The 15046-nt window shown below is 61.6% G+C and carries 11 protein-coding genes; 3 read left to right on the top strand and 8 right to left on the bottom strand.

The window, feature by feature from the left end; all coding sequences use genetic code 11:
- Nucleotides 1–342: 342 nt before the first annotated feature.
- From GSQ89_RS27185 to GSQ89_RS27170, 4 genes are all read right to left on the bottom strand, one after another.
- Nucleotides 343–1818 (bottom strand): ATP-binding cassette domain-containing protein, encoded by a 1476-nt coding sequence (locus tag GSQ89_RS27185; RefSeq protein WP_158931165.1) that lies wholly within the window; start codon nucleotides 1816–1818, stop codon nucleotides 343–345.
- Complete coding sequence (locus tag GSQ89_RS27180) at nucleotides 1815–2735, bottom strand: branched-chain amino acid ABC transporter permease (protein WP_158931163.1); 921 nt, start codon at nucleotides 2733–2735, stop codon at nucleotides 1815–1817. Before GSQ89_RS27180 ends, GSQ89_RS27185 begins: the two co-directional genes overlap by 4 nt.
- A gap of 13 nt (nucleotides 2736–2748) precedes the next feature.
- A complete protein-coding gene (locus tag GSQ89_RS27175) occupies nucleotides 2749–3624 on the bottom strand; it encodes a branched-chain amino acid ABC transporter permease (protein ID WP_158931161.1) in 876 nt (291 codons plus the stop codon).
- 103 nt (nucleotides 3625–3727) lie between these two features.
- Nucleotides 3728–4942 (bottom strand): ABC transporter substrate-binding protein, encoded by a 1215-nt coding sequence (locus tag GSQ89_RS27170; RefSeq protein WP_254073388.1) that lies wholly within the window; start codon nucleotides 4940–4942, stop codon nucleotides 3728–3730.
- 1621 nt (nucleotides 4943–6563) lie between these two features.
- On the opposite strand from GSQ89_RS27170, the gene GSQ89_RS27165 reads away from it, so the two are divergent.
- Nucleotides 6564–7439: a TAXI family TRAP transporter solute-binding subunit gene (locus GSQ89_RS27165; protein ID WP_158931157.1), complete on the top strand. Its 876-nt coding sequence runs from the start codon at nucleotides 6564–6566 to the stop codon at nucleotides 7437–7439.
- 78 nt (nucleotides 7440–7517) lie between these two features.
- Here GSQ89_RS27165 and GSQ89_RS27160 read toward each other — a convergent pair whose 3' ends face one another.
- The 3 genes from GSQ89_RS27160 to GSQ89_RS27150 form a co-directional block, all read right to left on the bottom strand.
- Nucleotides 7518–8639, bottom strand: coding sequence for a prohibitin family protein (locus GSQ89_RS27160; protein WP_158931155.1), 1122 nt, complete (start codon nucleotides 8637–8639; stop codon nucleotides 7518–7520).
- Nucleotides 8640–8731: 92 nt separating this feature from the next.
- Complete coding sequence (locus GSQ89_RS27155; RefSeq protein ID WP_158931153.1) at nucleotides 8732–9532, bottom strand: YcjF family protein; 801 nt, start codon at nucleotides 9530–9532, stop codon at nucleotides 8732–8734.
- A 134-nt stretch (nucleotides 9533–9666) separates the two neighbouring features.
- Nucleotides 9667–11934, bottom strand: coding sequence for a POTRA domain-containing protein (locus tag GSQ89_RS27150; protein ID WP_158931151.1), 2268 nt, complete (start codon nucleotides 11932–11934; stop codon nucleotides 9667–9669).
- 945 nt (nucleotides 11935–12879) lie between these two features.
- Here GSQ89_RS27150 and GSQ89_RS27145 point away from each other — a divergent pair.
- On the top strand, nucleotides 12880–13380 hold the full coding sequence (locus GSQ89_RS27145; RefSeq protein WP_158931149.1) for a YcjF family protein: 501 nt from the start codon (nucleotides 12880–12882) through the stop codon (nucleotides 13378–13380).
- Between the two features lie 380 nt (nucleotides 13381–13760).
- Here GSQ89_RS27145 and GSQ89_RS27140 read toward each other — a convergent pair whose 3' ends face one another.
- Nucleotides 13761–14018: a hypothetical protein gene (locus GSQ89_RS27140; RefSeq protein ID WP_158931147.1), complete on the bottom strand. Its 258-nt coding sequence runs from the start codon at nucleotides 14016–14018 to the stop codon at nucleotides 13761–13763.
- A 15-nt stretch (nucleotides 14019–14033) separates the two neighbouring features.
- Between GSQ89_RS27140 and GSQ89_RS27135 the strand changes: the two genes are divergently transcribed.
- The coding region (locus GSQ89_RS27135) for an AMP-binding protein (RefSeq protein WP_158931145.1) at nucleotides 14034–15046 on the top strand (1013 nt) is incomplete at its 3' end.

The raw sequence follows: 15046 nt of genomic DNA, 5'->3' as shown, positions 1-15046 counted from the left end.
ATCGGTGACATGGCGGCCGGGCAACGGGTGGATCCTCGATGAGAAAATCCATCCCCATAGCCGGTCGGTTACGATCACCAGACGATCCGCTGCCCCCGCGAGGGCACGCCGACTTTTCCCGGGCATGGGCCTGCGGTCGGGCTACGCCCTCCCTACACCCCACGCCCGGGAAACCTTCTCATCCTGATTGACGGGGATTCTCACCTTGATTGTCGCGCGGCAACCCGGACCCATCCCATCAGGGCAACCGGGGGGTTCGGTAAGAGACCAATCCGACCATAGGTCAATTAACGGGTCCGTAGGACAGCTCCCTGATTAGCGAATGACTATCGACACCTGATATTACAAATATCCTGCTCCCATTTCAGCAGCGAAGCGCTCTGGATCGCCCTCCCACACGACGCGCGCGTGCTCCAGGACGTAGACGCGGTCAGCGTGTGGCAACGCGAAGGTCACATTCTGTTCGCCCAGCAGAACGGTGATTGGTGTCGTTTCCCGCAGGCGCCCAAGTGCATTGGACAGTTGTTCGAGAATGACCGGCGCCAGTCCCAGCGTCGGCTCATCCAGGATCAGCAGTTTCGGGCGCATCATCAGGGCTCGGGCGATCGCCAGCATCTGCTGCTCGCCGCCCGACAGCGTAACCGCTTGCTGGTGCTGCCGTTCGCGCAGGATCGGGAAAAGATCCAGCAGCCAATTGAGTTGTTCCTCGCGATGCGCGCGCGGCAGATGCTGGCCGCCGAGATCGAGGTTCTCGCGCACGCTCATGTCCCCGAACAGTTCACGGGTTTCCGGGCATTGCACGATGCCCTCGCGCGCGATGCGTGCCGGGTCGCGGCCGTTCAGGCTGTTACCTGACCAATGAATGTCGCCGGCGAACGGAACCAGACCGGAGATCGCATTGAACAGCGTGGTCTTGCCGGCACCGTTCAACCCGACCACCGAAACGAATTCGCCGGTGTTGACGTGCAGGGAAACCTCCTGCAGTGCCCGCGCCTTGCCGTAAAACACGTCGACGCCACGCACATCGAGCAGCGCCTCGCCACCCTTGTTGTCCAGTTCCTTGCGCGGATGTGCCTCGATCTTGCCGCCGATATAGACGCGACGGACCGTTTCATCCCGCATGACCTCTTCGGCGGTGCCTTCGGCGATGCGCTGGCCGAGATACATGGCCAGCACGCGGTCCACCATGGCGGCAACGCTTTTCACATTGTGGTCCACCAGCAAGACCGCGTGGCCCTCCCGGCGAAACCCCTCGATCAATTCGGAGAACACGGCGACCTCACCGGACGTCAGGCCGGCGAACGGCTCGTCAACCAGGACGACTTTGGGATTGCGTGCCAGCGCCTTGGCCATTTCCAGGCGGCGCAGGTCGGCGAACGGCAGCGTCGGCGGGCGGCGATGCATCACCGCCCCCAGGCCGACCCGCTCGGCGATCTCACGCGCGCGGTGATCGACGTGCGGTTCGGCGGCCAGCCGAAACAAGGAGTCCGGCAGGAGTGCCAGCTTGATATTCTCCAGCACGGTCTGCCGCGGCAACGGGCGCGAATGCTGGAACACCATGCCCACACCCTGGCGCGCGATGCGGTGGGTCGGCCAGCCCGCGATGTCGGTGCCAGCCAGTTTTACGGTGCCGGCATCGGGCCGCTCGATCCCCATGATCAGCTTCATCACGGTTGATTTGCCGGAACCGTTGGGACCGATCAGGCCGAGTATTTCCCCGGGAGCGATGGTGAAGCCGATCTCCTTCACCGCGATCAGGCCGCCGAAGCGCTTGGTCAGGCCGGATACGTCCAGGGTGGGCGCTGTCGCGAGCATCATGATTCGTCCCGGGAGTGGAACATCCAACCCAACGCACCGTCCGGGAAGAAAATGATCACCACCAACGCAATGCCGGAAACCACCAAACTGTTGAGTTGGCCGAGGGGACGTAGCAGTTCGTTGAACAGGATCAGGAAGATGCCGCCGATGATCGCGCCGACGATCGTGCGGCGGCCCCCGAACACCACGGCGATCACGATCTGCACGGTCAGGGCCAGGCTGACCACGGTGTCGACGGAGGCGATGCCTTCGTAGAACGTGATCATGGCGCCCGCCACGCCGGAAAACAGCGCGCTGATGCAGAACGCGGCGAGCTTATGCTTGGTGACGTTGAAACCCAGCGCCGCCGCGCCGATGCGGTCCTGGCCGGTGGCTTGCAGGATCAGCCCGAGCGAGGAGCGTGACAGGCCAAACAGGATCACCGCCGAGATCGCCAGGAAGCCAAAGGCATACCAGTAGTTCGTCACCGCGCTGACGGACAGGATGGACGGCACCATCATGCCGATCTCGCCCCCCGTGACGCCGGCGAAGATGACGATGCAGTCCAGCAACAACAAGACCGCGACCAATGTGACCAGGCCGAAATAGGGTCCTCGCAGACGCAGCGCCGGCAGGGCGAGAATGAGGCCGCCGACCACCGCGGCGGCGGCACCGCCGGCAATGCACAGCGGAATGCCGAAGCCGGCGTTGTTCATCAGGCCGGCAGCATAGGCGCCGGTCCCGATCATGAAGGTGGGACCGAAGTTCACCTCACCCGCGAACCCGAACAACAGGTCCCAGGACATGGCGAACACGCCGAAATAATACGCGGTGGAAAGAACACCGAGATAGTAGGCTCCCAACCATCCCGGCGCGGTGGCGGCGAGCAGGACCAGCAGCAATCCGATCCAGGGTCCGGGGCGGCGCAACAGGGTCATCGCATGCGTCCTTTCACCGTCGTCCCAGGAAACCGCGCGGGCGGATGTAGAGGACCAGAATCAGGATCAGCAGCGCCGGGATTGGCCGCAGGGTCGGCGCCAGGAGATAGGCGGTCAGCGTCTCCGCATAGCCGACGACGTAGGCGGCGATCAGCGAACCGGAGACGCTGCCGAGGCCGCCGAGAATCACGATGGTGAAAGCGCTGGCCGTCAAATTGCCGGCGTTGTCGGAACTGACCCCGAAGAAAGAGGCCAGCAGCACGCCCGCCAATCCGGCGAGCAGGCCATAGATCGTCCAGACAACGAGATATATACGCGAGAGCTGAAAACCGAGCAGGGTGAGGCCGCGGGGATTGATGGCGGCGGCGAGCAGTTGCTTGCCGATCCGCGTGTGATTGACCAGCAGATAGAGCAATCCGATCACCGCCCAGCAGATACCGGCGATCAGCAGTTCGTTGCGCGGCGTTCGCACGCCGAACAGGTTGATGACCCCCGGCAGCAGCGGCTGCATCGTCACCGGATTGTTGCTGAAGAGGTAGTCCATGCCGTCCTGAATCATCACGCCCCAGAGCAGGGTGCCTGTCAGGACGAAGATTTCTTCCTCGGATTTCGGAATGGCACGGGAACGCTGGATCGGCCGGACCACCAGGAAATAGGTGATGTATGACGCGATCAGTCCGGCAAGTATCCCGATGGCCGCGCCACCATAGGGTCCGATGCCGTATTCCGAGGCAAACCACCAGCCGAACAGACCCGCGACCAGGATGATCCCGCCATGGGCCAGGTTCAGCACGCCGCAGACACCGAACAGCAGGGTAAAACCAAGGGCGCCGATGCCGTAGAGCGAGCTGATCGCAAACCCGTCGATTAAAATCTGTAATCCGCGCAAAGCTTTTCCTGCTCGTTTTGGGTCCGGCAGCGATTGGTCAGGACGCGGCCGTCCCCGGCATCAATCCGGGAACGGCCGTGTGGTCCGGCGGCATGGTCAGCCGCTACTTCGTGGCAGCCTGCTGGTCCGGCAGCTTTACGAAAGAGGGGAACACCATCTTGTTGGGGCACTTGTCTTCCGGCCAGATGCAGACCTGCTTGCCGTCCTGCCACTGAATGAAGATGCCGGTGGTGTAGTCATGCCCGTATTTCAGAGCATGGGTGTACGGGTCGTTTGGACCATAGAAGGCGACCTTGCCGAGGGTGCCTTCCATGTCGGTCTTTTCCATCTCGGCCACGACCTTGTCGGGATCGGTGGATTTGGCGCGCTGCATCGCCTGGGCGATGACCTGGACCGAGTCATAGGCGGTGAAACCATCGAACGCCGGGAAATGACCGTATTTCTTCTGAAACTCATCGCCAACCTTCACGGTCAGCGACGTCAGCGCCAGGCCCGGAACGGTGCCGGACTGGGTGATCACGCCGTTGGCGGCGCCGTTGGTGCCCTTCCAGAATGTCGGGTTGGTGGCCTGAGCGCTGATACCCCCCAGCGGGATCGGCACCTGCTGTGATTGCCACTGCACCGTTGGCTGCACGCCGACGTGGGCGATGCCGTTGATGATCACATCGGGATGCTTGGCCTCGATGCGGTTGAAGATCGGCGTAAAATCGGTAGTGTCCGGATTGAACGCGATCTGATCCACAACCGTCAAACCGCTCTTGGGTAGGCAGGACGCGTAGCCTTCGTCGAGCGGTTTGGTCCAGTCGGCATCCTCGCTCATGATCGCCGCGGTCTTCATGTGCAATTTGTCGACCAACAGGTCGTGCGAGGAATCGCAGACTGTCTGGGCCAGGATCGGTGAAGGGAACCAACCTTCGAACATATATTTGTACTGGCTGTACTTGTCATGCACCTGCTTGCTGATCAGGTCACTCGCCGCGGCCGGTGTGATAGTGGGTATGTGTAGCCGCGCCGCCCACGGCTCGATCGCCAGCGCGACTTCGCTGATGAAAGTCGTTACCACCGCCGATACATGGTCTTGCTGCACCGCACGCTGATAGGCGCGGACGGCATCAGAAGCCGAGGAGTGATCGTCGTAGGTGATAATTTGAATTTTGCGGCCGTTGATACCGCCCGCCGCATTGATATCGTCGGCAGCGAGTTGCGCACCCTCGCTGATCGCCTTCCCGACGATCGCCGCTTCCTCACTGACAACGCCGATCTTGATCGGCCCCTCATCGGCGGCATGAGCCGGCACGAACGTTGCCAGGGCTATCAACGAACTTCCCGCGAAAAGCGCGGATAGTGCACACGGTTTGATATTTATCATCGACCTTCCCATCCCTGTCTTCTGGGTATCCCTTTCCGGGTTTCCCTTGATTATTCGGCACTTTATAGTGTGATGGAGTTACTCTCGAATTTTGAGCGGGTCACATTACAGTTTTTTCATGATTTCCCATATGGCGTCCAAAACCGGCGGGTCTCGATCGATGGACGGGACGGTCGGGATGTGGGCAAGAGACGCCCCATATCGATATTGGCATCCCTGATCGGCAAAAGTCCGATGTAACGCATTCACGTGAGAAATATGGGCTGGTGAGCCATTTACCAACATTTGGAAACCAAGCGCTGATCGAATTTATACCGTTACGAAACATAGCGTCGTCGCTCTGAGCTACAACTTGAACGTGCAGGAATGCAGCAATGAGATTCGGTTTATGGTTTTTCTATCGGGGGAAGTTGCGACATCGATCCAGGAGCAACGCCCATTCCCGGGACCTGCGAGGAGCGGTCGCGTATGGTACAACCGACAGATTGCGGCGATTTGATCCGTTATATTGCCTGCCTTTTAAAACATCTGAAGATAAATTAAGTGCACCTGGCGCCCGTTTACAATCGAGGCTACATAGCAGCCCCGCAGCGGAGACCGGAATTGCTCGCGCCCGAGAGGCTTAAACAAGATTGAATTGAGAGAATTTGCGAATGGTGTCGATGCAATGACTGGATAGCGGCGAGATGAACCCGGTAATGGCGGATGCGTTACTCATCACATCAAGTATTCTGTTCCGCTTAAAGATTCGATGGAGTTCCGGATGGACTCTTGGGGCGCGATGATTTTGTTTCGAGCGCCGTTCAGCGACAGTTCGGTAGTCCAGGCATAGTCCCTGCGCCCTGTGTCTTTCGGTGGTCGAACAGGGGGGCATCTGGACGAAGCCTCTAGTAAAACAAGGATTATGTGGGCAGCTCGGCACGGCTTGGTAGAATCTGCTCTCGCACTCGAATATCTTGATCGGGGAAAGGCCCGGGCCGACGTCGTCGAACAAAGCGATTTGGCCTGCTTGGCGTGCTCCGAAGTGGGGCGATCGAGCATGAAGGTCGCGCCAGCATCGCGGCGCCACCGCTTGCGAAGCCGCATCCGATCGATTGTCACCAACCGCAAACCCTCGGCCTGACATTGCGCTGGCAGGAGCCGGTCGAACGGGTTACGCGTCATCGGTTCCGGCTCGACGATGGCAAGGACGTGGTGCTCGTTGACCGCGAAAGGTTCGCTTCCCAAGTCGTAGAGCAATTCGGGCAACAGGTGATCGCGACTTCTCGGAGACCGACGGCGGCGAAATGGAATTCGCCCACCAGGGCCGCGATCTGGCGCCGCACACCCGCTGCAAAGGCTTCCGAACATCTGCTGGACCGAGGAATGCACCCATGGTAGTGCCAGTCGCATGGGGAAAATACCCGTTAGATTGGTGGGGCGTCGTAATGTGGGTTTGGGCCTGGGAAGTTTGCTTCTAGGGTCTGAAGCCCAGGCAGCGCTTCCGACCCCAACGCCAGCCGTCCCAGCGCCAGCCGACCCGGCGGTCATGCCCCCGATGGTGCGGTCCGGCCGCGACGTGGTTACTGTCATGGGCGGGTCGCTGATCGGAACCTATATCAAGATCGTCAACGATATGGCCAACGTGCTGGCCAGTTACGCGCCGGATGCGCCGCGCATTTTTCCAGTCATAACATCCGGTGGATATCAGATACCGTATGATCTGGTCGAACTGGACTTCATCGATGCCGCTGTGGTGTCGGGCATCATGCTGGACGCGGTGCGCCTCGCCGGCTGGCTGCCGCAGATCGCTGAACGCCTGGCCTATGTGAGCGAGCTCTATTTCGAGGAAACGCATATTCTCTCGACGCAACTGATCGAGAACGTGTACGCGCTCGATGGCCTGACGGTGAACGTGGGGCCGCCTGGTGGCGGTAGCGACGTGATCGCACGTCGGATGTTCGAACTGCTCGGCATTCATCCGAAATACGACAATCGACCGATTCCCGCGGCACTTGATGGCGTACCGCGCGGCGATCCGGCGGCCGTGGTCTTTGTTGCTGGCAAACCCGCCGATGTCTTTCGCGACATTCGGGTGGTGGGTAATTTGCACTATGTGCCGATCAATTGGGACGACAAGGCGAAGAACTGGTTGTCACCCTGGTTCCGGCCCGCCATGTTGGAAAATGCCGATTATCCGCGCCTGGTTCCGGCAGGAACTATCGTGCCGACAGTGGCCAGCCCGGTGTTTTTGGTGACTGCGATCCAACCGGCGGGTTCGCCGCGACAGAAGATGATCTCGGCCATGACCGCGGCGTTCCTGCAGAACCTATCGACTTTGCAGACAGGGCCGTATGAACCGAAATGGCGCGAGGCGAACGTGCTGGATCACCTGCCTCATTTCAATCGGGCGGCCGAGGTGATTGCTTGGTTCACCCAGTCGAATCAGAGTCAGGACGCCCGTTAGAGGGCGATCGTCTGGGGCTGACCGGCATCGGTCGGGACCGTCCCCCTAGACAAAGGGCCTGAGGCGGCCACTCAACGCTCAGGGCTTGCCGGTACCGGTGGGCGCGATGGGCACGGGGGTCGACGGATTGGCTTCCGGCATCACTGGCTTCGGTGGCACGCCGGCGGCTGGTTGGACTGATGGTGTCGCGGATACACCGGGGCCTGTAGCGCCGCTGCCCAGGGCGTTGTTGTCCCCGGTGTTGAGGATCAGCGGCAGACCCTGGCTGCCGCCGACCACGACCACCTTGGCATTCGGTGACAACGCCAACGCCTGGGTGGCTTCGATGCCACGCAGTGTCAGATAGCTCTTGGTCAGGCTGCTGCCGACGATATCGTCGAAACGCCGGATGCCCTCTGCCTTGATCGCCTGGCGTTCGGCCTCATCACGCTCCGCGGCCAGACGGTAATTGTATTCCTGGGCGCGCTGCGCCTCCTCCAATTTGGCGTTGATCGCCGTCTGCACCGGCTCCGGCATGACGATGCGGCTGATCAGCAGGTCCTGCAGCAGGATGAGCGGCCGATTGAGTGAGTTGACCTTGGTGTTGACGTGGCCGTCGCGGCTTGCTCTCGACGCTCCCGAGTCCTGCACCGGATGCGCCTCGGACGGACTGCGATCGGAACCGGTATCGGCGTCCAGGGCACCGATCTCATTCAGACGGCTACGGTCGGTCAGCGTGTTGAAGATCACCTCCTGCACCTGGTTGCGCAGTGGCCCCAGCAGCGATTCGACCGGGTACAGCGCGATCAGTTTGCGCACCGCGGCACCGACCTGCGGACTGATGACCTTTGCAACGTAGTCGGGTCCCACGGCATCCTGCAGATAGGCAAGGTTCTGGGCCGACAACCGGTAGCGCGTGGCGACCTCCACCGACAGCGACAGCCCGTCGCTGGTCAGTGCGTAAAGATCATCGTGCCACTGCTGCAACTGCAAATTGTAGATGTAGATGCGGTCCCACGGCCAGATCAGGTGGAAGCCTTGGCCCAGTGCCGTCTGGAACTGGGTGCCGCCGGCAAAACGCTTCCACAGCACGCCGCCGCTGCCCGGCCCGACGAACACCACACTCAGCGGGAGGAGGAACACGGCGACCATCAGCAGCATCACCAGCGCGATGATCAGTCCGAAATGACTGCGCCGCCGGACATCGTTTCCTTTTCGCATCTTGCTTGCCAGCCATGCCCGGCTACGTTGCGCGCTGGAAGTTGCCGGGGTGGGTTGAGCGGTGCTGGCGTCGAGAGGAGCCTGCATGCCGCTCATGATGTCTCCGTCGGCGGCGAACGGCGTCGTGTGCGCGCGGCCGAGCGGCCGCGTCGAACCGGCTGCTCGGTAGATGCGGGATCAGACGGCACGACCTCGTCGCTTGGTTCTTCCGGCATGAATTGTGTGGTGTGCTCGTCAGCGGGGGCGATCGCCGCCGTGCTGTCCGTTGTGTGTTCGTCAGACGATGGGTCGGCCACCACCGCCAAGTCGGCAGCTGGTTCGGTGGCGTTCGGTTCCTCGGTTGCGGCCGGTCCATCAGGTGCGGCCGGTTCGGTCGCTGCCGGTTGCGGCTCCGCCGGTTCGTTAACTGCGAATTCGGCTGTTGGCGATGGGATGGCCGTCTCTGACGACGGCGCCAGCGGCAAGTTCGGTGACGCGGCTTGGGAATCGGTGAGTTGCGGCCACGCGCGATCAGGTACACGACCATGCGTTTCAATGTGTCGGATAAAGATCTCCGCCAGCGCAAGGGTACTGGCTGCCGCCGCGGCCGGCATGACGGCAACGCCCAGGAGGGTACCAAGGATTGGAACGAATTTGAGCAGTGCCGGAATGCCAGTAAGCGCAACGCCTTGTGGCGCCAGGCTGCCCATCGTGCTCATTACCAGGGTGCGCGCGCGTTCGCGCCCCAGTGGCGTCTCATATATCTCGGCTATTTCGGTGAGCATCTTCACTTGCAGCACAACAAGGCTGCCGACATCCACCAGCGGGAACGGGATCAGTCCCGCGCCCACTGCCCAGCCAACGTAGCTATGCGCTAGTCGGCGTGCTTTTTCGCCGCGGGCGACGTTATCCATTGTCCCCTGTCGATTGCCGAGCGCAGATCATGAGGCTTGCGCAAGAACCTACCAAGACGGGTCTGCTACTACAGCTGACCAAGTGCTGCAAGAAGCTATCGCGTCGGATCATGCGGTCTCGTTTTATTTCCATCTCAAAATTGTGCGAAAACGAGAAAAAAGACTCGCGGCGTTTTTTGACTTGTCTCGCCTGGTTGCACGGTCGCCCCATGCGTTAACGGGAAATCCACTTCAGCGGAACCACCCAGACCCAGACTGGTTAATATCTTCACGCCGATGCCGGTCGAGGCCGCTGACGCGCTAGAAGGGAAGCCTGGCGTGGCGATCGCCGACCACATTTCACCGATGTCGTAGAAGGCGTAAGGTTGTATGACCGGCACGATGGCATTGCCTGTCGGAATCAATTTGGACAACTGCATCTTCCAGGCGACGCCGCTATCGCCGGAAATGATACCGCTGTCGTATGCACGGCCGAAATCGACCCCCCCGAATGTCATCACCTGCGCGGCGGGCAGCGGTGCCAGGGCGCGCTGCGCCTTCAGGCCGGTGCTGAGCTGCAGGCCCAACGGCAATGGCTGGTCGCGCCGAATATCCAACAGGAACTTGCCGGCGTTCAGTTTGATCCCGGGACGGGCATTGAGCAGATCGCCGTTCGGCCGCGCGCCGAGCCCGTCGATCCCCTGCGTATACACCGTCCTCGCCGTGGTCACCCCGCCCAGGCTGTCATTGATCGTTGTCAGGAAACCAATGTTCGCCGCTCGGCTGCGTTCGTCACTGGTGGTGAGCGTGCCGCCAAGAGCGCTGGAAGAGTTATTGAAGAGATCGAATCCGACGGTGAACAGCGACGACAGATGGACGTTGGCGACGATCGGATAGCTGAGGCCCAGGCTCACCATATCACCCAGCGCCGCAATGTCGCTGGATGCCAGGTAGGCGCCGGGGTAGGCTTCGGTCTTACTGTACATAAAGGTGCCGACCAGGCCGCTGGACGTCAGCGGCTGAATCCACTGAATGGCGGCATAGGTCAGTTCCTTCAATGGCAGCGGCTTAAGCGTCATCAACTGGATTTCTTCGTTCAGGCCAAGCTGTCCATCTTCCTGGACCATCGCGCCGATCTCGAGCGGCCCGGCGACCGAGCTGCCGCGATTGTCCATCGCGGTGGTGAAGGTGATCGGCTTGCGGGTCAGGTAGACATCCGCCGCGGGATCGTCGACGACGGGCGGAATGACGCTTTGCACCAGCACGCCCGGAATGTGGTTCAACACGTAGAGCTGGCGCTGGACAGACGCGGTGAGGACAGGTTTGTCCGCGGCGATGGCATTCGCCGCGTCGTAAAGAAGATCGCCCGGTGCGACCAGATTGCCGTTCAGGTGTACCTGAACGTGGTTGACGATCAGCTCACGGACTTCGATCGTCACGACGCCGTCGTGCACGACCTGCGGTGGCACGTCTGCGGTGGTGCCGAAATGGCCGGCCGCGACATAGCGGTCCGCGATACGGCGGGCGATGTCGTGCAGTTGACCCAGCGTTACCACATGGCCGAGCGCATCGGCGTAGATCGGCGCGAGATCGGCCGTGGTGAGTGTGCTGCCGCCGACCACATGGATTTGCCGCAGATCGATCCGCACTGCACCGGCGGCGGCGCCGGTGCCGGCGGCGCCAAGCGTGGGCTGGATGGCGATGCCCGTGTCGCCTGGGCGGACCAATAGCACGGTCATCCGCAGCTTGCCCTCACGCAGCGGCTGCAGCCGTGCGGTGGCGAAACGCATGTCCCGCATCGAGGCCGCCGCCGCCTGCGCTGCCTCCAGCGTCGCCGTCCGGACCGGCTGCGTGGCAAGGATTCGCGCCACCACCGGCTGCAACGCCGGCGGTGTGGGCACGGGATGCCCATCCAGCATGAAATCCACCTCGCCGACGCTGAACTCCGTGACGCGTACGACGAGCCGCCCGTTGGCGAGCCGTTGTCCGGGCACCCGCACCTGGGTGAACGGATAGCCGGCCGAATGGTATTTCGCGGCGATAGCGTCCGACAATCCGTAGATGTCCGCCAGAGTGTCCTGACGGCCGATATGGCTCTGCGTCAGCGGCTTGAAGTCTTCCGGCCGGAACACGGTGGACCCCTCGATGACGATATCGGCGATCTGGAAGGTCATGTGCTGCTGCGCCGGCGTCAGCGTCACTCCGGCCAATTGCGGCGGCACATCCTGGCTGGGGACATAGCCCTGACTCGCGAAACCCGCGGCTCGGTCGCTGGTGTTTTGCAACTGCTGCTGCCCGACGGTGCCGCTTGGCGGTGTCGATGGCGGCGCTGCGAACGCCGGGCCCGCGCTCAGCAGGGCGAGCAGGGCACCAAAGGCGCCGATACCGGGATGAGCGGGCCGTGATCTCTTCCGGATGGTCATGCACGCCTCTCCCGATCCCGATTTTTATGTGTTGCATGCGTTATGGGGAATGAGCGGGCGACCAGACGCCCCGCGGGTTCGATCAGGATTGCGTTCGCGGCGTCGGACGGATCGATCGTGTTGCCGCCATGGCCGCACCGGCATGCCTCGTGACCGAGGCGGCGATGGCCGATGCGATCCGGGCGCGGTGCTGCGGTGATCGGATGGTGGTCAGCCGGCGGCGCCGTGCCTGGAGTTCAGAATTATACATTTGGCAATTCCAGGACGGGTGGTGGCATGCGAAGCGTTGTAGGTGCAATTGTTACGATTTTCAAGTGTCGATGAAATGCCGCGCAGCAGGGGGAACTGAATGGTGGCGCGCACGGTTCGTGCATCGATCTGTTTCCGTTTTTAGATTCGATTTGCTTTGTTTTTAGATTTCATCATTTTATTTTTAGATTCGTATTAATAGGAAGATGAATTTTACTTGGCTTGGTGATGATTGCATGATTCTCCCATGGCAGCGCGCGGTCACAGGGTAAATCCCGGGGCGGAGACGCATGATTCGCCTGCAGTGATTCGGGCGTACGATTTGATTTTTGTGTGAACCTGTCGGCGGATTGCGAGGTGTCGGCGCCCACCTGGCTGGTGGCATTCGTTAATGTTTAGGGCCTGACGCAATGCTTACCTTCGGCCCCTTCAAAGCCTGCGACAGGCACAATATGACGCGCCGGGACGACCGAAACGCGTCCGCTGCCCCGGGCAACCAGCTTGATAGCGGTGCTGGCCCAGGGCCTTGTCCCCGTTACCGTGTGCGTGCGTGCGCATCCAACAAGAAGCACCAGTTTTGGTTGCCATGGCCCAACGTAGCCGTTATGAGTGGGCACTATCAGCGAATGGACTTCCCGCGGGTCATGCATGACCCGCCATGTTGCTGGACAGACCAGGGTGGAAAAGGATTAGGCAATGTCAGACGCAAACACTCGACAGGCAGAGGCCCTGCGCATCATCAAGTCGAAAGTCGGTTGGGCAACGGGCGCGGGCCTGGTGCCGATCCCGCTTCTCGATCTGGCTGCGATCACCGCGGTGCAGGTGCGGCTGGTCCAGCAGCTTGCCAGGGTCTACGACGTGCCGTTCCGCGCCGATGCGGTGAAACGCATCGTCGGCGTGGTCGTCGGCAGCGGTGGCGCTGTGTTGGTCGCGGCGCCTGTTGCCAGCATGTTGAAGGTATTCCCCGTGCTCGGAACGTTCCTCAGCACGTTCGTCGAGCCGGCGGCGGCGGCGGCATCGACCTATGCCCTGGGCCACGTGTTCATGCAGCATTTCGAGTCAGGCGGCACACTGCTTAATCTCGATCCCGACGCGATGCGGCAACATTACTACGAAGAGTACCGCAAGAAACACAACGAGCCGGCCGCCACACACGAGGCGACCGTCGCACACGAGGCAGCCGCCGCGGCTGCCTGAGGCTTCGTTACGTCGGACGCGGCGTGTCGGTCGCCGCGTCTGATCCTGTCGCGTTGCAGTCGGCTTCGTCTTACGGACCAGGATCAGCCCAGATGTGCACACCTGACGGAAGGTGGGCTGTGTCGCTCCGCGAACGTGGGCGCGGAGCAGTGCCAACGAACCGATGGTTTTGTTACCAATGTCACGATCGGATTTTGCGCTGGCGGAAGTGTATCCACCGGGGCACGGTGCCCGTACGTCCGATCGTTGTCGTAGCAGGCAACGATGCCTCCCGCGTCGATGTGTCTGGATCGCACGCATGGCAGGATGCCGGCCTATTTGATGGCGGAATGTTCTCTGGTGGCGTTGCTGCCTGCCGCACGCCGCTTCTGACCTACCCTTTAGTCAATTGATAATGCGGTTTTCGTCTGCCGCTCTTGCATAAGCGCATCGACCCCGCGAAAAATGGGGGTATTGAGAGGGATGAGGGAGAAGTGGACGAGTGCCTGAGACCGGTACTGTCGCTCCAACCAGAGGCACCGTCGCGCGTGCTCTCGGCTGGGAAAGTCGCGCCCAAAAACCTTGTCGAACTGTTGCGACAAGCTGATGAAGGCGCCGGCATCCGTTTCATAAGCGGCTCCGACCGCGAGTTGTTTCATCCGTACCCTGTCATAATGTCACAGGCGACCAACCTGCTTGGTGTGTTGCAGCGGTATGGACTGGGTGCCGGCGACGAAGTGGTCCTGGCCCTGGCCGATCCGCACGCCTTTGTCGTTGCCTATTGGGCCTGTCTGCTCGGCCGCATGGTCGCGGTACCAGTGCAGCCGCCAACGAATGACGAACATCGGCTGAAACTGGCACGCATCCTGGGTCTGCTACGCCAGCCGTTCCTGTTGGCCGATCGGGTTGAAAGCGGCATACGCGGTGTTTCATTTGCAACGGCCTCGTCCGATACGGGCGCCCCGGGGCAAATCGACGCCACTGCCGAACCGGATGAGATCGCGTTCGTGCAATTTTCTTCGGGATCGACCGGGGAGCCGAAGGGCGTGGTGCTCCGGCACGGACATCTGCTGACGCATCTGTCCGATTTCGCATCCAGTGCCCGCATGACCAGGGATGACGTGTTCCTGAGTTGGTTCCCGCTGACCCATGACATGGGGCTGATAGGCTGGCACCTGATTCCACTCGCGCTCGGTGCGCAGCAATGTCTTATGCCTCCTCGGCTGTTCGTGCAGCGGCCGTCACTGTGGCTGGCCAAGACGGCGGCGCATCGCGCCAGCGTGCTGTGCGCGAACAATTTCGGCATCAAGCATTTCCTGAAGCTGCTGCGACCGGATGCGGCGGCCGACTGGGATCTGACCTGCGTCCGCCTGCTATTCAACGCCGCTGAGCCCATCAGTGCCGATCTGTGCCGCGACTTCCAGGATCGGATGGAACCATTCGGGCTGCGGCGCGCGGCCATGTTCCCGGGCTATGGGCTTGCCGAAGCCTCGCTGGGCGTGGCGTTTCCGCACCCCGGCGACGCAATGCGGGTGCACGAGGTCGACCGCCATCATTTGACTATGGGTGCCGCGGTGCGGCCGCCCGCGACGGCCCGCGACAGGATCAGCCTGGTCGAGATCGGTCGGCCGATGGACGGTGTGGCCATTCGCATTGTCGATCGCGACGGTCGTGCATTGTCCGAGAG

Origin of the sequence: Acidisphaera sp. S103 (genome assembly GCF_009765975.1) — a bacterium.
Lineage (GTDB): Bacteria > Pseudomonadota > Alphaproteobacteria > Acetobacterales > Acetobacteraceae > Rhodopila.
The sequence above is the reverse complement of the archived record's forward strand: the minus strand, read 5'-3'. Positions and strand labels throughout refer to the sequence as shown.